We start from the raw sequence: 26,239 nt of genomic DNA, 5'->3' as shown, positions 1-26,239 counted from the left end.
TCATAAATTTGAAGGAGATGTCACCATGACCGAAATGAATACCCTAGAAATTATCCAGTTTATTAAAGAAAGCAAAAAGAAAACTCCGGTGAAAGTATATGTAAAAGGTAACCTTGAAGGCCTTGAGTTCGGCGAAGGCAGCCAAGCATTTATCACTGGCGGCAGCGGTGTCGTTTTCGGTGAGTGGAGCGTGCTTCAACCTATTCTAGAAGCTAACAAAGATAAAGTTGTTGATTTCGTAGTTGAAAACGATCGTCGCAACTCTGCTATTCCTATGCTAGATTTGAAACACATCAATGCTCGCATCGAGCCAGGCGCAGTTATTCGCGATAAAGTACATATTGGCGATAACGCGATTATTATGATGGGCGCGCTTATCAACATCGGTGCTTCCGTTGGTGATGGCACGATGATCGACATGAACGCAGTTCTAGGCGGTCGTGCACAAGTAGGCAAAATGTGTCACATTGGCGCTGGCGCTGTTGTTGCTGGTGTTATCGAGCCACCTTCTGCACAACCTTGTGTGATCGAAGATGACGTTCTAGTTGGCGCTAACGCTGTTATCCTAGAAGGCGTACGTATCGGTAAAGGTTCAGTAGTAGCTGCTGGAGCTATCGTAACACAAGATGTTGAAGAGTACACTGTAGTTGCAGGCGCACCTGCACGTGTCATCAAAAAAGTAGACGATAAAACGAAATCCAAAACCGAAATTCTAGCAGACCTACGTACCCTATAAGGTGATCTAGATCTGGAGGAAATCGTTATGCTTAGCCCTTTTGTAGAGCTGCGACGTCAGTTGCATCAAATCCCGGAGCCGGGATTCCAAGAGTTCAAAACGCAGCAGCTTCTGCTTGAGCAGTTGGCCAAGCTGCCGCAGGATCGTCTTACGATCCGCACATGGCGTACGGGCATTTTAGTCTATATCAAAGGCTTAAACCCGACTAAACGCTTTGGTTATCGCGCAGATATGGATGGGCTTCCGATTACGGAAGAGACGACGTTGCCATTCCCTTCTCAGCATCCAGGCTATATGCATGCGTGCGGGCATGATTTTCACATGTCCATCGGCATGGGGGTTGTGACTCACTTCACGGAGAATCCTATGCAGGATGATCTCATTGTGTTGTTTCAACCCGCTGAAGAAGGCCCTGGTGGTGCGTTACCGATGCTTGCTGCTGAGGAATTGCAAGATTGGATGCCTGACCAGATGGTTGCGCTCCATATTGCGCCAGAGTATCCTGTTGGTACGATCGCTGTGAGACCTGAAATCTTGTTCGCCAACACATCAGAACTGTTCATTGACCTGCTTGGAAAAGGCGGCCATGCGGCCTACCCCCATCAAGCGAACGATATGATCATCGCGGCAACACAGATGGTTGGGCAGCTTCAAACCATCGTATCCCGCAACGTGAATCCTCTGGATTCCACTGTAATTACGATTGGCAAAATGGAGGCTGGAACCAAGCAGAATATTATCGCGGAGAAGGCCCGCTTAGAGGGTACGATTCGCACTTTATCTGCTGCTTCAATGAACAAGATCAAAGGACGTATCGAAGCGGTTGCCGCGGGCATTGAAGCTTCCTTCGAATGCCAAGTCACGATTGACTGGGGCTCGAATTATCGCCAAGTGTATAATGACCCTGCATTAACCGTTGAATTCATGGATTGGCTTCGTGAACGTGACAACGTTACATTGTTCGAATGTACGGAAGCCATGACCGGTGAAGACTTTGGTTACTTTTTAGAGAAAATCCCTGGTTTTATGTTCTGGTTAGGGGTTGATACACCTCATGGCCTGCATAATGCCAAGCTTGATCCAGATGAGCGCGCCATTGATGTAGCCATCGATACGATTACGGCTTATCTACGATATAAGTCTAGCTAAAAATGATTAAGCCTCTCGATCAACCACTGGGTTGATTGGAGGCTTTTTTGTATGATGAATGTTTGGACCACCCCAACTTTGACATACCGTCATTTACTACCTCACCTTTTTAACTTTCAACCACCTCAAATTTCCCGCTACCTTTCCAATCTAACTTTACTCCACCTCATTTGCCACTGCCCCATCATTGCAACTTACTGCCACCGATAGAGCAAATAACTGGATTATATGTAGCTAATTTCACCAAAAAACACTCCAAACACAAATAACTGGATTTCTTGTAGCTAAATTTGCTCATTTTGTTTGAAACTAGCATTTCCTTTGAAATTAAATGTAGGTTATCCATCTAAACAATAAATTTGGTTAAAACATAGGGGATTAACAGTATATTTTCCATTTATTAATGAATAGTTGGGGGGTTCGGCAAACTCAGGGAGGTAACAGTATTTCTGGCGGTAATTTGCGGGGTGCGGGGTGTGGGTTTTTGTTCACGGGTTACGGTTGGTTGGAGTCGACTCAGTTAGGTCGTGGGCGTTTACGGCCAGCAACCACTGTTCTAACAGGCGTTCTTCCAATAAAAAAACCACCGCTGCTACCAGCGATGGTCCCTTTCTACAACTTGCTAACAAACCGCTGAAGACGATCCAACGATTGCTCCAACACATCTTGTGCATAGGCATATGAAATCCGAATGTACCCTTCCCCATAGGAAGTGAAGGCATCACCCGGTACAACGGCGACATGCTCTTCATGCAGCAGCCTCATCGCAAATTCTTGCGAGGACAAGCCAAACTTCGCAATTGATGGGAATAAGTAGAATGCACCATCTGGCTTTTCTAGTTCAATTCCCATTGCGATCAAACGATCATAGACATAATCCCGACGGGCTACATAAGCTTCACGCATCGGAAGTGCATCGTCGATACCTACCGTCAACGCCTCTAAGGCGGCATACTGGCTTACTGAGCTAGCACAGGTCACGTTATATTGATGAACCTTCACCATGTGCGCTGTGAGGTACGCAGGAGCCATTGTAAAACCTACCCGCCAACCTGTCATTGCATGAGATTTGGACAAGCCGTTAATGACGATTGTCTTTTCACGTAACTTACCGACTGTCGCAATGGAACGATGCTGAACGCCATACACCAACTCGCTATAGATTTCATCGGATAAAACAAATAGTTCACGATCTGCCAATAACTCCGCCAAATCAGCAATTTCTTTCTCCGTGAGTACCTGACCTGTAGGGTTTGACGGATAACATAGAATGACACAACGTGTTTTCTCAGTCAGGTAGGGTGCCAACAACTCAGCTGTTAATTTCAAGCCATTCTCTCTGGTATCCACATAGATAGGAACTCCACCCGCTAAGTGAATTAAGGGCTCATATCCAGGATAAATCGGAGCTGGAATAATAACCTCAGCACCTGGCGTCAAAATCGTTCGTAACGTAATATCAACCGCTTGACTAGCACCTGCTGTGACGATAATTTCATCCGCCGCGCGATACTCCTGGCCATACTTGACCTTCACAAAGTTAGAAACAGCTTCTCTTAGCTCAATTAAGCCAGGGTTTTGCGTGTAGACCGTTTTGTTTTGATCCAAAGCTCTTTGTCCCGCTTCGATAATATGCCGCGGCGTAGGGAAATCAGGTTGCCCTATCGTTAAGGTCAAAGCTCCAGGAATCGTGCTGACTAGATTCGAAATTTTACGGATACCTGATATTTGAATATCTTTTACTTGTGGGTTAATCAAATGCTCCAACATGAGTAGCTCTCCTCTCTCCATCGAACAAGAACTATGTTGTCCGTATCGTTGAAATTAGGTTCTCCATATCAGGTGGAATCGGCGCTTCGAACTGCATCCATTCCCCTGTTCGTGGATGTGTAAAGCCTAGAATAGCCGCATGTAAGGCTTGACCGTCCATCAACATGCCTTTGCTCTTGCCATACATCGGATCTCCAACTAGCGGATGGCCAATGAACTTCATATGCACGCGGATTTGGTGCGTACGACCGGTTTCCAGCTTTAACTCTACCAAAGTAAAGTCACCAAATCGTTCGATAACGACAAAGTGTGTTACCGCGGTTTTGCTGTTTTTCTCCGTAACGGTATACATCTTACGATCATGAGAATCGCGTCCAATTGGTGCATCGATCGTCCCTTGATCATGCTGAATATATCCGTGCACCAAGGCAATGTACTTGCGGTTGACGGTATGTGCCTTCAGTTGCTCGGCAAGGCTAGCGTGAGCCTTATCATTTTTTGCTGACATAATTAAGCCTGAGGTGTCCTTGTCAATCCGATGCACAATACCTGGACGAAGCTCGCCATTAATTCCGGATAAGTCCTTGCAGTGATACATTAACGCATTCACTAAGGTACCCGAGTAATGTCCAGGTGCTGGATGAACAACGAGTCCTCTTTGTTTATTGATGACGATCACATCACTATCCTCGTACACAACATTCAGAGGAATGTTTTCAGCCAACAACTCCACGCCTTGAGGCTCTGGAATCACTAACGCAATCACATCTTGTAAGGACAATTTATAATTGGGCTTTACTGCTTTCCCATTCACCTTAACGTGACCATCTTTGACCCATTGTTGGACGAGTGTGCGAGAAATATCTTCTTCCAACGCTTCTGTAATAAATTTATCAATCCGTTCGCCCTCAAATTGATTTTCCACTGTCCATTCAATTGGCTCTTGCGTCACGGACTCAGGTGAGGTCTGGTTTGTGTTCATGTGTTGCTCCTTTTTTCTCTTTTCGTGAAGCTAGAATCGACTCGATAAAGATCAGGATAACCCCGACAACAATACATGAATCCGCTACATTGAAAATTGGGAATATGTAATCGACTTCTTTACCAAAGAAGTTAAAATCAAATGTAAACTGGAAGAAATCCACAACTTCTGCGAATAAGGCGCGGTCAACAAAATTGCCGAATGCTCCTCCAAAAAGTAAACACAATGCGAATGGTAACAATACCTTGCCTTCACGAATGGTTCGCTGCATGTACCAGATAATACCGCACAGCACGAGAATGGTTACAATGATGAAAAACCAACGTTGATTTTGTAAAATGCCGAAGGCCGCTCCACGATTACGATGGGATGTGATCATGAAAAAATCCCCAATGACAGGGCGTTCCTCGCCAAGCGGAACCTTTTTCACAATGATCCATTTCGTAACTTGATCTAGAATGAATGCAAGAAGTGCATACAAGTAATATTTCAAATATTTCATCTAAGTGTACCTCCTACAATGTGAAAAGCATGTACATTCCTATTTTTCAAGGAATTACCTCACTAAAAAAAGCGGTCTATCGGCATCATAAACGGTATGAATGAGCTGTTAGAAGGGAGCTGTATGACCTATGAGCCATTTAACCGATGAGCAATTACAATCATTATATGTACAACTGTTGGAGGAAAAGGTTGCACTTGAAAAGCATTTCGCTTCGAATGATCAATTTGGACTCGCAAATTCGTTCTCAGATTCCATAGGCGAGCTCTCCATGTATGATAATCATCCCGGTGATATCGGGTCCGAAGTTTTTGAACGAGCGAAAGATATTTCGCTTAATGAACACGCTGAGATGCATTTAGAACAAGTCAATGAAGCATTAGCCCGTATGGAAAGTGGCGAATATGGCGTTTGTATTTTTAGCCATCAACCCATACCATATGAACGCCTACAAGCCATTCCTACAACGTTATACAGCATAGAACATGTGCCTGATCCCGACCAATCATTCCGACGCCCTGTTGAAGAACAGGTTCTTTACCCACCTTTCGGGCGTACGAGCTTCGATGAGAAAAACAATGAAACAGAATTCGATGGTGAAGATGCCTGGCAAATTGTTGAAAGCTGGGGAACCTCAAATACGCCAGCTTTCGCTGAAAGCAACCAAGTGGAAAGCTACAATGACATGTACATCGAAGCCGATGAGTTGGAAGGCTATGTAGAGTCTTTCGAAAGCTTTGTGGCCACTGATCTTTATGGTGAACATGTTACCATTGTACGAAGTAAAGCTTATAACGAATATATGCACAGTGATGAAGGCGATCCTTTTCTTGAGCCTGACAGAACTGCCGATTTGGACGAGGATTAAATACAATAATTACCCTTATTAAAAACAGGACAAACGAGCTTCGCATTTAGCGTAAGCTCGTTTGGTTCCTCTACTCGTGATAATGAGCAGTCACAACATCATTACATCTGACGCAGAGTGTTGGATGCTCTTTACTGTGCCCAACCTCTGGTGTCACTATCCAACAACGCTCACATTTCTCACCATCTGCAACAGCGATAGCAATGGCAACATCTTTGGACTGAAGTGCACCTTCAGGTACAGAAGTACCTACTGGGTGTAGGTTAACAGCGGACACGATGAACAACTGATCCAATTGCTCAAATTGTGTCAACAAAGCAAACATCGCTTCATTCGGATACAAATTCACTCCTGCCCCTAAGGAATTGCCAATGACTTTCTCCTTACGCGCTTCTTCTAGCGCCTTCAGAACATCATCACGTACTTCCAGGAATGAATTCCATTTATTTTCCAATTCTTCGTTGTACACGCCAGTCTCTACTTCCGGCAACTCAGCAAGCTGAACACTGCTTAGTTCGACTCCTGGAATGTACTTCCAAACCTCATCCGCGGTATGTGGAAGGATAGGTGAAATCAACTTCGTAATTGCAGTTAGTGCTGCATATAGCACAGTTTGTGACGCTTTACGAGCTGGATCCTCAGCCGCATTCGCATAGAGACGATCCTTAATGATGTCCAAATAGAAGGAGCTCATTTCCACCGCACAGAAGTGATGGATGGTTTGATATACAACATGGAATTCGTAAGCTTCATAAGCTTTGATAACTTTCTCGATCATACGGTTCAAACGAATCAACGCATAACGATCAAGTTCGGATAAACTCGTATAAGCAACACGATCCGTAGCTGGATTGAATTGACTCAAATTCCCAAGTAAGAAACGCATGGTGTTTCGAATTTTACGATAAACTTCAGTCGTTTGGTTCAAAATATTGTCCGAAATCCGGTGATCGGATTGATAATCCACGGAAGAAACCCATAGACGAAGAATATCAGCGCCTAGTTTTCCGCAAACCACATTCGGATCAATGGTGTTACCAATGGATTTGGACATTTTGCGCCCTTCGCCATCTAGTGTAAAGCCATGACTCAGAATGCCTTTATACGGTGATTTCTCTCTCGTTGCTACACCAGTGATCAGGGAAGAGTTGAACCAACCACGGTACTGGTCAGAACCTTCCAAATACAGATCAGCTGGCCATTGAAGCTCTGGACGCGACTCGAGAACCGCAACATGACTGGAACCGGAATCAAACCATACATCCATAATGTCCGTTTCTTTGCGGAATTCACCGTGACCACATTTCGTACAGCTAGTGCCGTGTGGAAGTAGATCCTTCTCATCCTTGATGAACCAAGCATTCGAACCTTCTTGCTCAAATAACTGGGCAACATGTTCAATTGTTTGCTCATTTACGAGTGGCTCATTACAGCTGCGGCAGTAGAAAATAGGAATTGGAACGCCCCATGCCCGCTGTCTAGAAATACACCAGTCTCCACGATCAGCGATCATGTTGTGAAGGCGTACTTCGCCCCATTCTGGCGTCCATTTCACTTGCTTGATTTCATCCAGCATCTCTTGTCTGAACTTATCGATCGACGCAAACCATTGCTCTGTTGCACGATAAATAACAGGTTTCTTCGTACGCCAGTCGTGTGCGTATTGATGCTGAATGTCAGCAGCTTTCAGCAATAAACCGGACTCCTTCAGCTGCTCAATGATCAGCTTGCCGCCTTTTTCATAGAACAAGCCTTCATAACCTGGTGCTTCAGCCGTAAAATGTCCTTGATCGTCAACTGGACAAAGGACACCGATGTTATAACGTTGACCAATTGCAAAGTCGTCTTCCCCGTGTCCAGGAGCTGTATGAACACAACCTGTACCCGCTTCTAACGTCACGTGCTCGCCAACCATAACAAGGGATTCGCGATCGTAGAAAGGATGTTGGCATGTAGCAAACTCCAACTCACTTCCTTTTACGGTCGATAATACTTCGTATTCGCTCCAGCCGATTTCTTTCGCTGCTGTTGCTAGAAGTCCTTGTGCCAGCACATATTTCTTCCCATTCGCTTGAACAACTGCGTACTCGAATTCAGGGTGCAGTGAAATCCCTAAGTTCGCTGGTAACGTCCAAGCAGTAGTTGTCCAAATGACAATAGCCGCATCCTCTGGCAGCTTGCCTTTACCGTCTTTTACTGGGAACGCTACGTAGATCGATGTAGATGTTTTCTCTTTGTACTCGATTTCTGCTTCAGCCAAGGCGCTCTCAGACGATGGGGACCAGTAGACAGGCTTCAACCCTTTGTAAACCAAGCCCTTATGCACCATTGTACCGAAAACACGGATTTGCTGTGCTTCGTAGCCCGGTTGCAGTGTGATATACGGGTTTTTCCAATCTCCGCGGATACCAAGGCGCTGGAATTGACTCTTTTGCTTCTCAACAGATTGCAATGCGTATTCTTTGCAATATTCACGGAACTCTGGAACCGTCATCTTCTTACGATCGACTTTCCCGCTATTCGTAATCACTTGCTCGATCGGCAAGCCATGTGTATCCCAACCTGGAACGTAAGGCGCGTCGAAGCCTTGCAGTGTTTTGAATCGTACGATAATATCCTTAAGCACTTTGTTTAGTGCGTGACCGATATGAATATCTCCATTCGCATAAGGAGGCCCATCGTGTAAAATAAACTTCGTTCTGCCCTTACGGCTTTCTTGCACTTTGGCATAAATGTCTTCGGCTGCCCAATGTTCTTGCATCTTTGGTTCCGCTTGAGGTAAATTACCTCTCATCGGAAACTCCGTTTGTAATAAATTTAATGTTTTGCCATAATCCATGCTTTCCACTCCATCCCTACTTCAATCTGTGAGAAAAACAAAAAAAAGCCTCTCATCCCAAAAGGGACGAGAAACTCAACTCGCGGTACCACCCTCGTTAACAAGCATCATGAACACACGCCATAAGGCGAGTCGGACAGAGCTTCTTCACTCGATCATGTGTAACGGCATGACCCGTTTCTCTCTACTCAATTCAAGAGACGCTCCTGGGGGATATTCGGTACGCTGCAGAGATTAGGCTCACACCACAACCCTAATTCGCTGACACTGCTCATAACGCCCTACTCGTTCCAGTCATAGCTTTATTGCGATACTTTTAACAGGAGTATACCCAATCTGGCAGGCATAGTCAATATGATACCTTCCTACTGCTCCATGCCTACTCTTCCTTATGTTCAAACTGCATACTTTGCCAGCCTTCTGTGTTCAATAATTCAAGTTGTGCTTCAAGCAAAGTCCGGAAGCGTGTACGATAAATGGAAGCTTGTTTCTTGAGTTCTTCGATCTCAAGAGCTACTTTGCGAGAGCGCGTCAATGATTCGTTAATAATCCGATCTGCATTTTTCTCCGCTTCTTTCAGTATTAACTGAGCTTCTTTCTTCGAATTGCTTCTGACTTCATCAGCAGCCTCTTGAGCAACGATGATTGTTTTGCTCAGCGATTCTTCAATATGCGTAAAATGATCCAAACGCTCCTGCAAGGCCATCGATTGGTTCTGCAAATCCTTATTCTCACGAATTAGCGCTTCATAATCCTTGATGACTTGATCTAGGAATTCATTCACTTGATCCTCATCATAACCACGAAACGAACGTGAAAACTCCTTATTATGTATATCTAGCGGTGTTAATGGCATCAGTGCCCCTCCTTAGCGTTTTGCGCAGCAAAACTGACTTCGTAAGCATAAGCTGAGCTTGTCTGCAAGCTAGCATACACCCATGTCTATACAGTTCAGTTCGACAGAAAATTAGCAATTCCTGCAAAGTTCGTGGATAAATTATCCACGATCATGCAAACTTGCCGATCTTCACACGAATTCGACCTTTTTTCGATACGCCTTCCACTTCAAGCACTTTAAACCTGCCAAAACCCTGCAAGGAGATCATATCGCCTTCTTTCAGTGGCTTACTTGGATCTTCCTCCAATTTCCAGTTCACGCGGCAACGACCGGCTTGGATCGGTATCAGCACTTTGGCTCGGCTAAGCCGGAATACATCGCTTACAATTCCATCCATACGCATGGAGGCAACGGAGAGATGAAGCTCATCCAATTGCACTTGCGCTAATTCCAGCTTATCTAACGAGAGCAATTCCGTTTGGACATGTACTCTATGTACTTGTGACAGATTCAAATGCAAATAATCGGCTGCATCCTGGGTTACCAAGCAATGGCAGCCACCCTCTATAACATGAATATCGCCAACCTTGTCTCGCTTCATACCGAGTCCAAGAATGGCGCCCATATAATCTCCATGTTCTAACGTAAGAAATTTGCCATCTCCAGAGGATACAGCTAACACGGCCATCGCCATGTCTTCACTATCCAAGCTGCGGTAGTCAGGAGCAATAATTGCACGTTTACGTTCTGCTGCTTCATAGCCGCCATCCAGTCGGCAATGTACATCGGGGTGTCGGTTAACGAGTGAATTTAGAATGAAAGCTTGTCTGGGATCGAGAAAATCGGTTAACTTCACGGCATGCTGCTGCGCAGCCCGCTCGACCCAATCCCAGGCTTTATCAACAAAATGATGCTCGTCTTGGTGAAAATGTCCATAAATATCTTTCGTCAAGACTAGAAAATCCCCACGATGAAATCAAGTACAGCAAAGATACCCATAACAACGAATTTCAAAGCGATCAACGCCACGATTGGCGAGAGATCAATGAAACCGATGCTTGGTATGATTTTGCGGAATGGTGCCAAATACGGTTCAACCAGCTTCGAGAGCAGTCCACCGACAAAACTGCCACGCGCGTTTGGAAACCAAGATAAGATCAAGTAACCAATAATCATGAAATAATAAATTTCTGTCAAAACGCTTAAAAAAGAGTAAACGTTATCCACGTTGTTTCCCACCTCTGTCTATGTGTTTGGGGATATGCGTCTATTCCTCGCCCATCATCTCAGAGATATGACCATGAATATCTACTGAGTCTGGTGTACAGAGAAAAATATTCGGTCCAAGCTTAGAGATAGACCCATTCAATGCGTAAACTGTACCACTCAAGAAATCTACGATTCGGATTGCTTGATCGCCGCGAACTCGTTGCAAATTAACGACAACCGCTCTACGAGCGCGTAGATGGTCTGCAATGTCCTGTGTTTCCTCATAAGTGCGGGGTTCACTTAGGACAACGCGTGAATTCTTCTGTGAATGAATACTGACGACATTCGCCTTATTTTTATTACGTAATTCGTATGGATTGGTTTCAGGTTCTTCTGTCGCTTCCACAATCCGTTCACGCTCTACTATTTCTTCCTCTTCCTGAAGTCCCAGAAAGTTCATAAATCGGTTATACACACCCATTGCGCTTCCCTCCTAACGAAATCATACATAGGAATCATATCCCCTAATCTCTAATACCCACTAGCCCTCTTTACCTACCAAAACTGTACCTAAGCGAACCCAAGTTGCACCTTCTTGAATGGCCACATCGAAGTCGCCTGACATCCCCATAGATAACTCATTCACTTCATAAGGGAACACCCTTCGTTCGTTCAATTGATCCCGCAGCTCACGTAATCCTCGAAAAACAGGCCTCGTTTCTTCGGATTCTAACTCATAAGGTGCCATCGTCATCAATCCACACACGCGAATATGTGCTAGCTTGCTTACTTCTTCAGCAAATTGAAAGAACTCTTGAGGCGATACGCCGTACTTCGTTGCTTCACCGGATATATTTACTTGCAAGAAACAATTGACTACTATCCCCAAAGCGGCAGCTTGCTTGTCCAGCTCCTTGGCAAGTGACATCCGATCTAGCGAGTGAATATAGGCGAATTTACCGATGACATCTTTCACCTTATTCGTCTGCAAATGACCTAGAAAATGCCATGTTCCACGTTCATGCAGAGCTTCCCATTTCGGCTTCACATCTTGCCAACGATTTTCCCCAATATGCTGTAGACCCGTGTTCAATACTTGTTCTGTCGTTTCTAAAGATACATATTTGGTTACTGCGATGATCTTAATGTCATTTTCTTGACGGCCTGACTGCCGACATACCGTTGCTATCCGTGCTTCAACCTCTTGTTTGCGTTCCAATACGCTCATTCTCTCTACACCTCAATTCAAACACATTGCCAGTTCCTTTCAGCGAAGACCAATCCAAGCGATCATTCGCCCTGTGGAACCCCCTTCCTTTCGATGCGAAAAGAAGAGATCAGTTCGGCAACTCGTACATAACTGAGTTACTTCGATATGGGACGACAAAATTCCTGCTTGCTCGATCAATTTCTGATTTAATAATTGCAAATTCAACATGTACTTCTCGTTGCCTCTATCGGTGATAATAGCTTCTTGTGCCTCAGGTGATATCTGTGTTTCCTCAAAAACTAACTTAACGCGCGATGCTACCGTCTGATCAACCTCATAGCAACAGACGCCAATTGACGGACCTATGGCTGCTCGGATATCGGATGGCTGGCTACCAAAAGTATGTGTCATTAAGGATATTGTAGCCATGGAAATGTTTAACACAGTACCTTTCCAGCCGGCATGGGCAAGACCCACCACACGCTGAACGGGATCATAGAAATACAACGGTACACAGTCCGCAAATTGCGCACAGAGTACGATGCCTTTCTCCTTAGTAATAAATCCATCCTTCGCTTGAAGAGCTGTTTCTCTGCTATCACGCCCCATGCCTTGCTCGATCAGACTGACGATAGCGATGTCTTTCCCATGCACCTGCTCTGCATATGTAAAGGACGCAAATGGCTGCCCTACAGCGTCAGCAACGCGCTTTCGGTTACAAACGACATCATCTTGGTTATCATTCACATGCAAGCCAAGATTTAGCGTTGAAAATGGCGGCTGACTTACTCCACCTAAACGAGAGCTAAAGCCAGCAGTAATCTCAGGAAATGATACCATCCACGGGGCTATTGGTAAAAGGACCGGCTGATCCTCATTTGAATGTAATGATGGTTGTACGACGAATGGTTCCATTGCAAATCCCTCCAACCCAGTTTGTATATCTCTACTTTAGCACAAAACAAAAAGACACACGATGTCTGATCAGCTGCTAGAGTGCTGATACAGCGTCCCCGTGTGTCCAACGTCAATTTTTAAATTGACGATTAAACTCATATACCACTTCGGTGTCGTCCGTTTGTCGATATGGCCGTACGTCTTCTAGCTTCACGAGCACAACGTCAGCACCAATTTTTACGATATGCTTCCAAGGAATGATAACATCAGTCCCTGTTCCAAACAGTCCAAAAAATCGACTCTGGTTCGGAACAACAATGGATTCAATTCGTCCTTGGCGCAGATCGAGCTCCAAATCACTGATTTGTCCAAGCTTTTTGCCGTCCACAATATTGATTACGTCCTTCGTCTGGAAATCAGATATTTTCATGAGGCCTATCACCACATATCTCATTAGAATTTGTACTGATTTTTTATTAGTATATGTGTCTTATGGGCAAAATGTCCTGAACTACAAAAAAAGACCTTCACGGCTTGTCTACCAAGGCCGTTCCAGTCTTTGTTAATTGTACTTAGGATTTCACATGTTTCTGCATCTGACAAATAGCCGATTTCTCTAACCTTGAAACCTGTGCTTGAGAAATGCCAATCTCATCGGCTACTTCCATCTGGGTCTTCCCTTCAAAGAAGCGCATAGAAAGGATCATCTTCTCTCTAGCATTCAACTTATGCATCGCTTCACGCAATGCGATACCCTCGATCCATGACATGTCTTTATTACGCTCATCGCTTATTTGATCCATCACATAGATCGGATCGCCTCCATCATGATAAATGGGCTCAAATAAGGATACAGGATCTTGAATTGCATCGAGTGCGAACACGACATCTTCTTTTGGCACATTCAAAGCTTCGGAAATTTCATAAATAGATGGCTCGCGTGAGTTTTGATTCGTTAGACTGTCTCTAACTTGTAATGCTTTGTAAGCAATATCTCTCAAGGAACGAGAAACGCGAATCGGGTTATTATCTCGTAAGTAGCGGCGTATCTCACCTATAATCATCGGTACAGCATAGGTCGAGAATTTGACATTTTGACTTAAATCAAAGTTATCAATGGCTTTCATCAAACCAATACAGCCAACTTGGAAGAGATCGTCCACATACTCTCCACGATTGTTGAACCGCTGAATCACACTCAGTACCAACCTCAAGTTGCCATTGACCAATTTCTCTCTTGCAGTTCGTTCTTGTTTAGTTTGCAGGTCAGTGAACAACTCACGCATCTCTGCATTGGTTAGCACAGGCAGTTTGGCGGTGTCAACTCCACATATCTCAACTTTATTTCGGGTCACCGTGATTACCTCCCAAGGAGAAACATTACTGTTAATTATCCCCGTGAGCGGTCGATTTATTCCTGTCACATCCCTTGCTCAGCCACTTGACAAAAGGGTACTGACTCGCTCCCTCCCGTGACTGCTGAACAATTTCGACATTTACTGCCAAAAAAATTTTTCAGACCATCTTGTTAAACTCTTTGCGAAGCCGTTTAATAATCCGTTTTTCCAATCTGGAGATATAAGATTGTGAAATACCTAACAGATCTGCAACGTCTTTCTGTGTCTTTTCTTCCCCATCCTGCAATCCAAACCGCAGCTCCATGATAATACGTTCACGTTCACTAAGCTTATCAAGTGCCTTATGTAAAAGCTTCCGATCAACTTGTTCTTCGATGTTCCGGTAAATGGTATCATTCTCTGTCCCCAATACATCAGACAAAAGAAGCTCATTACCATCCCAATCAATATTCAATGGTTCATCAAACGATACTTCTGTTCGGATCTTACTATTTCTGCGTAAATACATCAGAATTTCATTCTCGATACAGCGTGAAGCGTAGGTGGCCAGCTTAATCTTCTTCTCGGGGTCAAATGTATTTACGGCTTTGATGAGACCAATCGCTCCAATCGAAACCAAATCCTCGATGTTGATACCGGTATTTTCGAATTTCCTCGCTATATAGACAACCAATCTCAGGTTGCGTTCAATCAGCATTGCTCGGATAGCCGCATCCCCGGATGGTAATTTTTCCAATAAGTATTCTTCTTCTTCACGAGTAAGCGGCGGTGGCAATGCTTCACTACCACCTATGTAATAGATTTCCTCACCTTTGAGTCCTAGCAACATCAAAATACGATAATACGTTAGTTGAAAAAGCAGTTTCCACTTCAAGAACATGTTAGTTTCCTCCTAAGAGTTTTGCCATGGCAAAACTTTCATCGTAAGCTAAGCTGCGTTTTCCAATGGAAAACTGACTTTGTATAAATGAACCATCTAATGCCGTTGAAGTTCTCTTGAATCTTCTACTAGCAACTTATCTTTGAAGCATTAAACAGCTTGAATCAATGCAGGATGGATAATGGCTTGGTAGGAACCATCGCTGCACAGCTTTCCTCCGTCAAGCCCTATAAGCACCTTCGTAGCCTCCAATTGCGATTCATTATGCATGATCACCACCTTATCGGGTTTAATAGCCAGCATAAATTGGGTATTCCGGTTGACCCCACGGTAAGGTACGAGTCGCAAACGGTCCTGCCAAATAAACTCCTCTACACCTAAGCCGCTTATGATTTGATCCACATCTGATGAGCGTATTCTTTGCAGCCATTGCTCAGGCAGCACATCTCCCCATTCCGATACTTCCATAACCATAACTGGTGTTCGCGTCAATGGATCATACAGTTGGTTGCCTGTATCAATCAAGCCTTTGCAGGTAGCACGGAAATCCCCAATATGAATAGTGACCTCGGCCAAATAGGTTGTCATAACCTCGCGTTGTTTACTGCTTTGGAACACCGTTCGAAACCACCAAACTAGAGGAAGCAGCAGAAGGACCACAAACATGATGCTACCAATTTGAAATTGAAAAACTGCGACACCAGATTGTGTAAATACGATTCCCTTCATAACATCAGAGGAAGAGGCAAGCACATAATGGATGCCAAACATCCCTCCAGCAACAGCAAAATTAATGAGTAAAAACGTTCCCATATTCCGCAATGAATTTTGTAAGGAACCGTAACCAAAAGCAGTCATAATCATACCTGTACAGAACATACATTTCACAGAAAATGTAAAAAGTAACGTTGGAACTGGTAAAAACATCATGACGACATACGATGCCCCTAATGCTGCAGAAAGTGCAATTCTCCACCATTTGAACGCTATTTTCCGCGTTTTTGCAGTAACCAAAAGTAAGGCTGCATCCACCAGAAAGTTCAACAGGAAAATGAGATCCGCATAGACGACCATGCCATGCCTCACCTCCAAGAAGGGCACTATCTAGCAATTTCGTGACGAAACTTTAAGGTTCTAAATCAGTATATTGGATTCCAAGTTCAAAGTCTGTCTAAACATGCTAGTAGGAAGCTACTTTTTTTGTCAGTTAACGCGGCCCCGTCCACAAGAGAAAAGCTTACGGAACAACAAAAAACCGAAGCTTCTACATCAAGTAGGGCTTCGGTCTCTAGACAATTATTATGTAATTATTTGTCAGTATTGCGTCCGCGATTTCGTAAGAAAGTCGGAATATCTAATTGATCGTTAGAAGGTTGTGCGCCAAATGGTTTAAGATTATTTAACCGGTTGTCAGGTGCTGACGTCTCTGGTTGTCCTGGTGAAACCGGACGTTTGATAGACTGATGAATAGGAGCCGCTTTATGTTCGAAACCAGTTGCAATTACAGTAACTAAGATCTCATCTTTTAACTTCTCATCAATTACAGCACCGAAAATCATATTTACCTCAATGTCAGAAGCAGATGCCACAATATCAGCAGCTTCATTTACTTCGTACAAGCTAAGGTTCATACCGCCTGTGATATTCATCAAAACACCACGTGCGCCTTCGATAGATGTTTCCAGCAATGGACTAGAAATCGCTTTTTTCGCCGCTTCTGCTGCGCGATTCTCACCTGTAGCTACCCCGATCCCCATAAGGGCGGAACCGCGTTCAGTCATAATCGTTTTGACATCTGCAAAGTCCAAATTGATAAGTCCTGGTACTGCGATCAAATCAGAGATCCCTTGAACACCTTGGCGAAGAACATTATCCGCTTCGCGGAACGCTTCAAGCATCGGAGTCTTTTTGTCAACAATCTCAAGTAGACGATCGTTCGGGATAATAATGAGTGTATCTACTTTCTCTTTCAATGCAGCAATCCCTTGCTCCGCTTGTAAAGAACGCTTACGCCCTTCGAAAGTAAACGGTCGCGTCACTACGCCAACCGTAAGTGCGCCTACTTCTTTTGCAATTTCCGCAATGACTGGAGCAGCTCCTGTACCTGTACCGCCGCCCATACCTGCCGTTACGAACACCATATCTGCGCCGCGAAGCGTATTCAGAATCGTCTCCCTTGACTCTTCTGCTGCTTTCTTCCCGACTTCAGGATTTGCACCTGCACCTAGACCGCGGGTCAATTTATCGCCAATTTGCAATTTATGAACGGACTTGGCCAAATGAAGCGCCTGTGCATCCGTATTTACGGTAATAAATTCAACACCTTTAACACCGTTTTCAATCATGCGATTAACTGCATTACTACCGCCGCCACCAACACCAATGACTTTAATTTGAGCCAATTGGTCTAAATCCATATCAAATTCAAACATATGAGCCATATCCCCCTAACTTAACGTTCACTAAATGAATTCACTGAAGAAATTTTTAACTCGATCAACCCAACCTGGCTTTTGACTATCGGAGGATTTTTTGGTAGTCTTGACAGCCAGTTTTTTGGTGATGCCTGAATTACGATTCTTCATGTATTTGGAGACAAATTGAATAATACCAACACCACTTGTGTAGGAAGGATCACGTACCCCGATGAAATCAGGCACTGCAATGCGTACAGATGTGGCCAGTTCGGATTGTGCAATCGCAAGAATACCTGGCATACAAACTGTTCCACCAGTTAGTACATAACCACCTGCAAGATTCCCAAATCCCAAACGATGAACTTCGGCACGAATTAATTGGAAAATCTCTTCGACACGAGGCTCAACGATATTTGCAAGATCAACTTGAGAGAACTCTTTTTCAACATTGCTGCCCATTCTCGTCACTTTAAACACTTGATCAGGCGCGGAATCTTCCACAGATGCACAGCCATATTTCAATTTGATCTTCTCAGCAATTTCCAGCTGCGTATGCAAGCCAATAGAAATATCATTGCTGATAAATTCTCCGCCAATCTGAATCGTTGACGTTGCAACTAAATTACCTTCGTCGAAGACAGCAATTGTTGTTGCGCCAGCACCGATATCAACTAATACGGTTCCAACAGCCTTCTCATCTTTGGAAAGTGCTAAATTACCAGATGCAAGCGACATTAAAATAAGTCCTGCAACCTTCAATTCGGATTTTTCCACAACACGCATTAAATTATGTATGCCCGTTTTCGCTCCAGTAATAATCGTCGCTTCTACTTCCAAACGAACACCGATCATACCGCGTGGATCATTAATACCTTCTTGCCCATCAACCAAATATTGCTTAGGTACAACTCCAACTATTTCACGTTCGGGAGGTAATGCGATGACCCTTGCCGCTTGAATGACGCGATCAATATCTTCTTCTCCGATTTCTCGGTCATCATTGGAAACAGCAACAACGCCGTGACTTGATTGAAGAGAAATATGATTTCCTGAAATTCCAACGTAAACCTCGGAAATTTGTATACCGACCATTCGTTCAGCATGATCAATAGCACTTCGAATTGAATGTACAGTTTGATCAATGTCAACGATTGCGCCTTTACGAATACCCTCTGACTCGGCAGATCCCACTCCTATTATATTAATGGTTCCGTTAACAACTTCCCCAATAATAGCTCGAACTTTGGATGTACCGATGTCTAAACTAACAATGATATCATTGTTGCTCAAGCCCCTGGCACCTCCTGTAACTTAGGTAAAATTGCAAAATCTTCACAAATACTTTTATACGTATTCCACACAACCGCCATATTCCCTCTTTTTTCTACATTTTTTTTGCATTTAAAAACCAACTTCAACTTCTCATTTCAATGTTGTAAAATGCAAACAATTTTGTCTAGTAAATACAAGAAAAAATAGAGTATGCAGATAGAGCCTATTTAACCATAAAACTAATTTTAACATTTTTTTCAGAGATTGAGTAGTATCTGCTACGATTTTTTGTGAGTCCCTCCGCACGATGACGGTTATTATGGCTTTGGTGTTGATTTCGGCGTAGGTTTCGGGCTGGACTTAGGTTCCGTTTTGGAATCCCCTTTGGAATCTCCACTTACTGCAAAAGGTGTGTGATATTCAACTTCTAGCATCGTGATGACCCCATTCGTAATGTGGTCCTCTGCTAAACCAGCAATATAACCCGGCAAGTTATCAATTCTATCTGGCAGATAAGCAATGGTTGTATGGATTTCGAATTGTGACCGTGTGTAAATCTTAATTTTGTCTGGGTACGATTCCGAAGGATCCGGCTTAATCTCTGAAACGTCTGACAAAGCACTCTGCGGAATTTCTCCTAGTATTTTACAAAGTGCCGCTTTATTCGGATCCGTATCGGTCCAACCCGTTAAGATTGGCATGTCGAGCGGGATACTGCTGCCAGCTGGCAGGTCAATGACATTGCCATCTGCGAGCACAGCTTGCTTTTTACCATTAGGATCAATTTGGAAAGCTACTTTAGGGAATTCTTCGACTTGAATGTGAATGACACCCGGGAACATCTTCTTCACGGATGCACTCTTGATCATAGGCATCTCAGAGATCCGCTGTCCAATCGTCTTGGAGCTCACTGCAAAAAAACGATCTCCCACTGCAACTTGACTAGCTTGTCCAATTGCATCCGAGGCTAATAGCACATTTCCCTCAATATCAATCCGACTAATCCGACTAAGTGAAGATTGAAAAAACAAAATGATTAGCACAGTTAGGAAAAAAATGATCAAAAAAGAGAGCAGCTTCCGATTCGTACGCGTACGCGGCTTAGGTACAGGCAGCGTTGGTACTTTGTTATCTTCGGACAAGAGGGGCACCACCTAATTATATTTCTGACGAATCGAGTGAATATCGTGAATCCCCTCCTGCTTACAGGAAGGGATACGCGATAGCCAAACAAGATTTTACTCACTGGGAACCGGAGCTTGTCGACGCACAGAAGCCCCAAGTCTGACTAGCATATGTTCGATCCTATCATAACCTCTATCGATGTGATGAATTTGCTCAACGATCGTCGTGCCATGCGCAGCTAGACCGGCGATTACAAGAGCAGCACCAGCCCGTAAATCAGTTGCTTCAACTGTAGCTCCATACAACCTTGGCACACCACGGATAAAGGCTGAACTCATATCTACGCGAATATCCGCCCCCATCCGGGACAATTCATCCACGTGCTTAAATCTACCTTCAAATATCGTTTCTTTCATCACACTTAGTCCATCTGCTAGAGATAAAAGTACCATAACTTGTGATTGTAAATCCGTTGGGAAAGAAGGATGAGGCGACGTCACGATACGTTCAACTGCTTTGGGTCTTGTCTTGCAGCTTACATGTATTATATCACCGTCTGCGATGATTTGAACACCTGCACGCTTAAGCACATGGATAACAGAGGTTAAATGAGCAGGGTTTACTCTTTCCAAAGTAATGTTTCCTCTGGTTGCCGCTGCAGCAACTAGAAAGGTCCCAGCTACAATACGATCTGGAATAATCCGATATGTGCAAGGAGACAACGTATTAACGCCACGAATCGTGATCGTATCTGTTCCTGCTCCGATAATGTCAGCGCCCATCGCATTCAAGAAATTTTGCAAATCCTGTATCTCTGGCTCGCGTGCAGCATTATATATCGTTGTCGTGCCCTCCGCTCTCACTGCGGCCATCATAATATTCTCGGTCGCACCGACGCTTGGAAAGTCCAAGAAGATCTCATTGCCTTGCAATGTTTCTGCGGTACAAACGATTCTATTGGCATATTCTTCAATCTCGGCTCCAAGAGCCTGCAAACCTTTGAGATGCAAATCGATTTTACGTTCGCCGATTGCACAGCCGCCAGGTTGATATACAGTGACAGTGCCGAATCTAGCGAGCAGCGGACCCATGAGAAAGATGGAAGAACGCATCTGACCCATCAATTCTTCGGGGATGTGGGAGGAATGAACTGTGGAAGTTGTAATGGTTACCGTATCTCCTTGCTGCTCGGCTCGACAACCTAGTGAACGAAGAATATGCAGCATGGTGTCGATATCGAGCAGATTAGGAACATTGTGTAAAGTATGCGTACCACTAGCAAGTAAGCACGCAGCTAATATGGGTAATGCGGCGTTTTTAGCGCCGTGTATCTGGATGGCTCCCGTAAGAGGTCTTCCACCTTCGATAACGAGCTTCTCCAAAATTCCACCTCCGATTTACCTCTCACCCATTACCAGAACCTCAGGTACTAGCTTAATACCGTACGATTGCTCTACGATCTGCTGCACTTCGTTGATAAGAGTGAGAACGTCCTCGGCTGTAGCTTCTCCCGTGTTAACAATGAAATTGGCGTGAAGCATAGAGATCTCTGCTCCACCGACACGTTTGCCTTTCAGGCCTGCTTCTTCGATGAGCTTCGCTGCGAAGCCCCCTTCGGGGTTACGGAATACGCTTCCTGCGCAAGCTAATTGCAGAGGTTGGGTACGCAGTCGCCGATCTCGGTAAGCGGCCATGGCCCCTGCGATTTCGTTGCGGTCTCCAACCTGTAATTCAAAGACAGCTTCTGTTACAATGCCAGGCAATGTGTGCAAAATAGAATGTCGATAAGCATATTGTAAATCTTCTGCCTGCATGACGACCAATTCCCCTGTATCCAGGATGACTTCAGCCTGCTTGAGTATGCGTGACACATCGGACCCGTGAGCCCCTGCATTCATGTAGACGGCGCCTCCCACAGAACCGGGGATCCCTGAAGCAAACTCCAGTCCGGTCAAACCTTCTCTGGCTGCGAGTACAGACAATTTAATGAACGAATAGGACCCTCCTGCGTAGACCATCGCACCTTCAAAACGAAGGGTATCTAGCGCCTGACCTAACTTAATCACGACGCCTCGAATTCCTTTGTCTCCCACAAGCAAGTTGGAGCCCCTTCCGATAACGGTCCAAGGAACGCCACGCTCATGAAGAAACTTGATGGATGCAGCTACCTGCTCTTTGGAGTGGGGAATAATCAAGCAATCAGCCGGACCGCCGATTTTCCAAGTGGTGTAAGGAGCCAGTCGTTCATTCGTTCTTATCTCGCCAATATTTGATGCCTTTAAGTCGGCTATTAACTTCTGCATGGGAAAACCTCCTTCACAGAACGTAGGGCGAAATGTAGAAATGTAAGATCTAAGACATACAAGTTCTGACATTTCATTCATAAGGAGTTTAACGAAGTCGGCCGTTCTTCGTTCCTTGCTCACTTATGAAGCCTTAGGTGTCTGTCACGGTTATAGTGTAGTTTATGTAAAATCGGTTAGAGTGTGACAATCGCCTATACGCTTTAACAAATTCAAAACGAATTACTATGCGCTTCGATTAATTTCACGATGGCAGCTACAGCATCACTCTCATTACGTGATTGCATAGCTGCTTTATAAGTCTCACGGTTCTTGTAAAGCGCTTCGACATGATCGGCAAGTCCGTCAGCGGTTAAATCTTCTTCCTGAATCACATCGGCGTAACCTGCCTTCTGAAAGGATGCTGCGTTCAGAATCTGATCTCCTCGACTGGCTTGACGGGATAGCGGTATTAACAGCATTGGTTTCTCTAAACCTAGAAACTCAAAAATAGACGTTGCGCCTGCACGGGAGATGACGAGTTCCGTCATTGCCAGTACATCAGGAAGCTCCTCGTTCAAATACTCAAATTGCTTGTATCCACGGGTAGGAAGATGCTCTGTAGACACATTTCCTTTACCACACAAATGCACAATTTGAAATTGTTGGAGTAATCGACCTAAGTTAGCGCGTACAGCTTGATTCAGCACCTGCGAACCTAAGCTTCCACCCATGACTAATATTACCGGCTTCTGAGAATGGAAATCACATAGCTGATGCGCACGCGAAGCTTTACCACTATTGATATGTTCACGGATCGGCAAGCCCGTAAGAACAGACTTCCCGCCCTTAATATGCGAAAGGGATTCAGGAAAGGTAACACAGACCTTCGTTGCAAAAGGAATCGAAATTTTATTCGCCAGTCCTGGTGTCATATCGGATTCATGGATAATAACAGGAATATTGTTCATACGGCTCCCAAGAACGACAGGAACGGAAACGAACCCGCCTTTCGAAAAGACAATGGCGGGCTTCAAACGTTTAAGTAACCGATACGATTCATAAACACCTTTCATGACTTTAAATGGATCTTTTATATTTTTGAGATCAAAATAGCGACGCAATTTCCCTGAAGAAATCGGGTAAAAGGGAACCCCTTCTCGATCAATGATCTCTTTTTCAATACCTGTAGCCGAGCCTATGTATTTGACATCCCAACCTTGCTGCTTCAACTTATGAATCAGAGCTAAATTAGGGGTAACATGGCCAGCGGAGCCTCCTCCGGTAAATACAATTGTCTTCATTCCCCTGTCACCTCGAATAGCGGGATATATTAAGCAGGATGCCGACGGATGTCAGCATGAGTGTCAGTGAAGACCCCCCTGCACTTATGAAAGGCAGCGTAATGCCAGTTACCGGAAACATCCCAATAACTACGCCAATATTAATAATAACTTGTACGGCGATCATGCCGATAATTCCTACTGCAATTAAGCTGGCAAATGTGTCAGGTGCTGTAATAGCTGCACGCATCCCCCGCCATACTAAGATGGTAAATAGCAGTAGAACCAATGTGCCTCCAATAAAACCAAGTTCTTCAGCGATGATGGAAAAAATAAAATCAGTTTGCGGCTCTGGTAAGTAACTATACTTTTGCCGGCTCATTCCGAGTCCAAGTCCTACTAGTCCGCCTGGTCCAATCGCATATAAAGATTGAATAGATTGATAACCAGCGCCAAGTGGATCCTGCCACGGGTCTAGAAAGGCTGTTATCCTTTTTAGACGATATGGAGCGGCAATAACGAGTCCAATAAAACCCGCAACCCCTATCATACCTAGATAGGATAGATGAAGCAATCTTGCGCCAGCCGTGTAAATGATTAAGAGCGACGCACCAACAAGTACGACCCCAGTTCCTAAGTCAGGCTGCAGCATGATCAGACCGAATGCCAACCCCATAATACCTAAAGGCGGCATCAACCCTTTGGTTAGCAGTGTAATCTTGGACTGATTTTCAGATAGCATTTTGGAAAGAAAGAGAATCATCCCTATTTTCATAAATTCAGACGGTTGAATCCCGAAAGCTCCGATACCTAGCCAACTTCTGGCTCCGCCACGAATCACGCCGATACCAGGAATCAAAACAATGACCAACATACCAAAGCAAACAAACAAGGCCAACTTAGCAAATCGTTTCCACACCAAATAATCCACATTCATCGTGAAGAACATCGCTACAATTCCTAGTACGGCGAAAATCAGTTGTCTTTTTAAATAATAAAAAGAATCACCAAACTCACGAAACGCAAGTACACTACTAGCGCTGTAGACCATAATAACGCCGATTGTCAAAAGCAGCAAGGTTGGAATAATAATCCAAATGTCAGGAGCGGAGCGTGCTTTACCCATTACAGACACCTCTTTGTCAGTTGTGGGCTCCCTCCTACTGGCTAGTTTACAGACATCGGTCTGTTCACCTACTAGTCCATTAGAGTGGATAAGCCCTACTTAAAGGTTATGCACGGACTCCTTAAACATGCGTCCCCTGTCCTCATAGGATGGAAACATATCCCAACTTGCACAAGCTGGTGATAGAAGCACAATGTCTCCTTGCTCACTCATTTGCCAGGCAAGCTGCACGGCTTGTGAAACCGCGTCCGCTGCATCCTTAGCAGTATCGACGGTTTGTACCTTGCTAATCCCTGCCAACTCGGCAATATGCTTGATTTTCTCTTTGGTTTGCCCTAAAGTGACAATTCCTTTGATGCGTTCACGAAAAGTTGGTAACAATTCCATGTAATCCGAACCGCGATCCAAGCCGCCAGCTATCAAGACAACAGGTTGATTGAAAGCCTCAATGGTCACTATGGTAGCGGCTGCATTCGTTGCTTTAGAGTTATTATAAAAACTTACACCATCAAGTTCTCTCACAAGCTCTAGGCGGTGTTCTACGCCTTGGAACTTTCTTAACACATCAGCAATCACAGGCAGTGCTACGCCAGCTGTAATGGCCGCTGCAGCGGCTGCTAACGCATTGCCAACGTTAAAGCTTCCCGGTATGCCCATTTCAGAAGCCGGCATTATAGACTCGATATAATTCTGTCCGTTCGCATACACAAGACAGTCCGTCTCCGCATCCAAGTAGACACCATATGCAAGCTTTTCTTCCAGTGAGAAATGAAATTGTTTCGCTTTCAAACTTGGCATGAGACGTCGACACACTTCGTTATCCCAATTCAAAATAGCGGTGTCAGTCTCTGTTTGATTCTCAAAAATTTTTGCTTTAGAGGCGATATAATCGTCCATGGAGCCATGATAATCTAGATGTGTTTCGTAAACATTTAACAATAAGCCAATGTTTGGACGGAACGCTGTTGTGCCTTTTAATTGGAAAGAACTTAATTCAACAACCATCCAATTCTCAGCCGTCACCTCAGGTGTAGCTTCAGTCAAAGCACGGCCAATGTTCCCTGCGACAACTGGCTGCAAACCTGCCACATCCAGCATTAAGCCGATCAGCGTTGTAGTCGTTGTTTTCCCGTTAGAACCAGTGATCCCAATAATGGGTGCTTCACAGAATTGATAAGCTACCTCAACTTCTGTCACAACCTCAATACCCAATTCTTCTGCTTTACGAATCGGATCTACCGAATACGGAATCCCTGGATTTTTGACAACCAGCGCAACCCCTTCATGCACGAGGGACTCCGGATGAAACCCGCATACAACAGAAATACCCAGAGCCTCCAATTCGTCGGCTTCAGGGCACGCACTTCGTTCCTTTTTGTCATTGACTGTGACGAGAGCTCCTTTTTGATGAAAAAGCTTAGCTGCAGCGACACCGCTGCGAGCCAAGCCAAGTACAATCACTTCAAGTCCACGATAATCCCGCGGATGCTTCATGT

At 44.5% G+C, this 26,239-nt stretch carries 25 protein-coding genes and 1 other annotated feature; of the genes, 3 read left to right on the top strand and 22 right to left on the bottom strand.

From position 1 onward, the window contains the following. The first annotated feature begins 25 nt into the window (after positions 1-25). Both dapD and ACSQ8P_RS14960 read left to right on the top strand, forming a co-directional pair. Entirely contained in the window at positions 26-736 is a 711-nt protein-coding gene (dapD, locus tag ACSQ8P_RS14965) for a 2,3,4,5-tetrahydropyridine-2,6-dicarboxylate N-acetyltransferase (RefSeq protein ID WP_436235911.1), read from the top strand. Between the two features lie 27 nt (positions 737-763). Next, positions 764-1,885, top strand: a complete 1,122-nt coding sequence (locus ACSQ8P_RS14960) for an N-acetyldiaminopimelate deacetylase (RefSeq protein WP_436235910.1) — start codon at positions 764-766, stop codon at positions 1,883-1,885. Positions 1,886-2,497: 612 nt separating this feature from the next. On the opposite strand, the gene ACSQ8P_RS14955 is transcribed toward ACSQ8P_RS14960, so the two are convergent. The 3 genes from ACSQ8P_RS14955 to lspA are packed head-to-tail and all read right to left on the bottom strand — an operon-like array spanning position 2,498 to position 5,130. After that, the gene (locus ACSQ8P_RS14955) at positions 2,498-3,652 is read right to left on the bottom strand and encodes an aminotransferase A (RefSeq protein ID WP_436239531.1); all 1,155 of its coding nucleotides are present in this window, start codon (positions 3,650-3,652) and stop codon (positions 2,498-2,500) included. A 34-nt stretch (positions 3,653-3,686) separates the two neighbouring features. Continuing rightward, entirely contained in the window at positions 3,687-4,637 is a 951-nt protein-coding gene (locus ACSQ8P_RS14950; protein WP_436235909.1) for an RluA family pseudouridine synthase, read from the bottom strand. Then, entirely contained in the window at positions 4,612-5,130 is a 519-nt protein-coding gene (lspA, locus tag ACSQ8P_RS14945; RefSeq protein WP_056612699.1) for a signal peptidase II, read from the bottom strand. The genes ACSQ8P_RS14950 and lspA overlap by 26 nt, the downstream gene beginning before the upstream one ends. Positions 5,131-5,269: 139 nt before the next feature. On the opposite strand from lspA, the gene ACSQ8P_RS14940 reads away from it, so the two are divergent. Beyond that, positions 5,270-6,007, top strand: coding sequence for a TraR/DksA C4-type zinc finger protein (locus ACSQ8P_RS14940; protein ID WP_436235908.1), 738 nt, complete (start codon positions 5,270-5,272; stop codon positions 6,005-6,007). Positions 6,008-6,077: 70 nt separating this feature from the next. On the opposite strand, the gene ileS is transcribed toward ACSQ8P_RS14940, so the two are convergent. From ileS to murD, 19 genes are all read right to left on the bottom strand, one after another. Then, positions 6,078-8,846 (bottom strand): isoleucine--tRNA ligase, encoded by a 2,769-nt coding sequence (ileS, locus tag ACSQ8P_RS14935; protein ID WP_436235907.1) that lies wholly within the window; start codon positions 8,844-8,846, stop codon positions 6,078-6,080. A gap of 59 nt (positions 8,847-8,905) precedes the next feature. Beyond that, positions 8,906-9,153 (bottom strand) — a binding site (T-box leader). A gap of 72 nt (positions 9,154-9,225) precedes the next feature. Further along, positions 9,226-9,702: a DivIVA domain-containing protein gene (locus tag ACSQ8P_RS14930; protein ID WP_171635339.1), complete on the bottom strand. Its 477-nt coding sequence runs from the start codon at positions 9,700-9,702 to the stop codon at positions 9,226-9,228. Positions 9,703-9,853: 151 nt separating this feature from the next. Then, the gene (locus ACSQ8P_RS14925; RefSeq protein WP_436235906.1) at positions 9,854-10,636 is read right to left on the bottom strand and encodes an RNA-binding protein; all 783 of its coding nucleotides are present in this window, start codon (positions 10,634-10,636) and stop codon (positions 9,854-9,856) included. Between the two features lie 2 nt (positions 10,637-10,638). Beyond that, on the bottom strand, positions 10,639-10,911 hold the full coding sequence (locus tag ACSQ8P_RS14920) for a YggT family protein (protein ID WP_157256863.1): 273 nt from the start codon (positions 10,909-10,911) through the stop codon (positions 10,639-10,641). A gap of 40 nt (positions 10,912-10,951) precedes the next feature. Then, on the bottom strand, positions 10,952-11,374 hold the full coding sequence (locus ACSQ8P_RS14915; protein WP_056612633.1) for a cell division protein SepF: 423 nt from the start codon (positions 11,372-11,374) through the stop codon (positions 10,952-10,954). 60 nt (positions 11,375-11,434) lie between these two features. Next, the gene (locus ACSQ8P_RS14910) at positions 11,435-12,121 is read right to left on the bottom strand and encodes a YggS family pyridoxal phosphate-dependent enzyme (RefSeq protein ID WP_436235905.1); all 687 of its coding nucleotides are present in this window, start codon (positions 12,119-12,121) and stop codon (positions 11,435-11,437) included. A gap of 39 nt (positions 12,122-12,160) precedes the next feature. After that, positions 12,161-13,018, bottom strand: a complete 858-nt coding sequence (gene pgeF / locus ACSQ8P_RS14905) for a peptidoglycan editing factor PgeF (protein ID WP_436235904.1) — start codon at positions 13,016-13,018, stop codon at positions 12,161-12,163. 112 nt (positions 13,019-13,130) lie between these two features. Further along, positions 13,131-13,430, bottom strand: a complete 300-nt coding sequence (locus ACSQ8P_RS14900; protein ID WP_056612638.1) for a YlmC/YmxH family sporulation protein — start codon at positions 13,428-13,430, stop codon at positions 13,131-13,133. Between the two features lie 142 nt (positions 13,431-13,572). Then, complete coding sequence (gene sigG, locus ACSQ8P_RS14895) at positions 13,573-14,355, bottom strand: RNA polymerase sporulation sigma factor SigG (RefSeq protein ID WP_056612640.1); 783 nt, start codon at positions 14,353-14,355, stop codon at positions 13,573-13,575. 160 nt (positions 14,356-14,515) lie between these two features. Further along, positions 14,516-15,238 (bottom strand): RNA polymerase sporulation sigma factor SigE, encoded by a 723-nt coding sequence (sigE, locus tag ACSQ8P_RS14890; protein WP_028558083.1) that lies wholly within the window; start codon positions 15,236-15,238, stop codon positions 14,516-14,518. 150 nt (positions 15,239-15,388) lie between these two features. Beyond that, positions 15,389-16,312, bottom strand: coding sequence for a sigma-E processing peptidase SpoIIGA (gene spoIIGA, locus ACSQ8P_RS14885; protein ID WP_436235903.1), 924 nt, complete (start codon positions 16,310-16,312; stop codon positions 15,389-15,391). A gap of 233 nt (positions 16,313-16,545) precedes the next feature. Continuing rightward, positions 16,546-17,670 carry a cell division protein FtsZ gene (ftsZ, locus tag ACSQ8P_RS14880; protein ID WP_436235902.1) on the bottom strand — a complete coding sequence of 375 codons (1,125 nt, stop codon included), beginning with the start codon at positions 17,668-17,670 and terminating at the stop codon, positions 16,546-16,548. A gap of 30 nt (positions 17,671-17,700) precedes the next feature. Then, positions 17,701-18,945 (bottom strand): cell division protein FtsA, encoded by a 1,245-nt coding sequence (gene ftsA / locus ACSQ8P_RS14875; protein ID WP_436235901.1) that lies wholly within the window; start codon positions 18,943-18,945, stop codon positions 17,701-17,703. A 299-nt stretch (positions 18,946-19,244) separates the two neighbouring features. Further along, positions 19,245-20,069, bottom strand: coding sequence for a cell division protein FtsQ/DivIB (locus ACSQ8P_RS14870; RefSeq protein WP_436235900.1), 825 nt, complete (start codon positions 20,067-20,069; stop codon positions 19,245-19,247). A 96-nt stretch (positions 20,070-20,165) separates the two neighbouring features. Further along, the gene (gene murA / locus ACSQ8P_RS14865) at positions 20,166-21,434 is read right to left on the bottom strand and encodes a UDP-N-acetylglucosamine 1-carboxyvinyltransferase (RefSeq protein WP_436235899.1); all 1,269 of its coding nucleotides are present in this window, start codon (positions 21,432-21,434) and stop codon (positions 20,166-20,168) included. Between the two features lie 15 nt (positions 21,435-21,449). Beyond that, positions 21,450-22,355, bottom strand: a complete 906-nt coding sequence (gene murB / locus ACSQ8P_RS14860) for a UDP-N-acetylmuramate dehydrogenase (RefSeq protein WP_436235898.1) — start codon at positions 22,353-22,355, stop codon at positions 21,450-21,452. A gap of 212 nt (positions 22,356-22,567) precedes the next feature. Then, a complete protein-coding gene (locus ACSQ8P_RS14855; protein WP_436235897.1) occupies positions 22,568-23,638 on the bottom strand; it encodes an undecaprenyldiphospho-muramoylpentapeptide beta-N-acetylglucosaminyltransferase in 1,071 nt (356 codons plus the stop codon). 7 nt (positions 23,639-23,645) lie between these two features. After that, positions 23,646-24,743 (bottom strand): stage V sporulation protein E, encoded by a 1,098-nt coding sequence (spoVE, locus tag ACSQ8P_RS14850; RefSeq protein ID WP_236287551.1) that lies wholly within the window; start codon positions 24,741-24,743, stop codon positions 23,646-23,648. Positions 24,744-24,842: 99 nt separating this feature from the next. Then, entirely contained in the window at positions 24,843-26,237 is a 1,395-nt protein-coding gene (gene murD, locus ACSQ8P_RS14845) for a UDP-N-acetylmuramoyl-L-alanine--D-glutamate ligase (RefSeq protein WP_436235896.1), read from the bottom strand. Positions 26,238-26,239: the final 2 nt, after the last annotated feature.

The sequence above is a fragment of the Paenibacillus sp. LjRoot153 genome (assembly GCF_964253085.1).
Lineage (GTDB): Bacteria > Bacillota > Bacilli > Paenibacillales > NBRC-103111 > Paenibacillus_E.
This window is presented reverse-complemented; position numbering and strand designations above follow the sequence as displayed.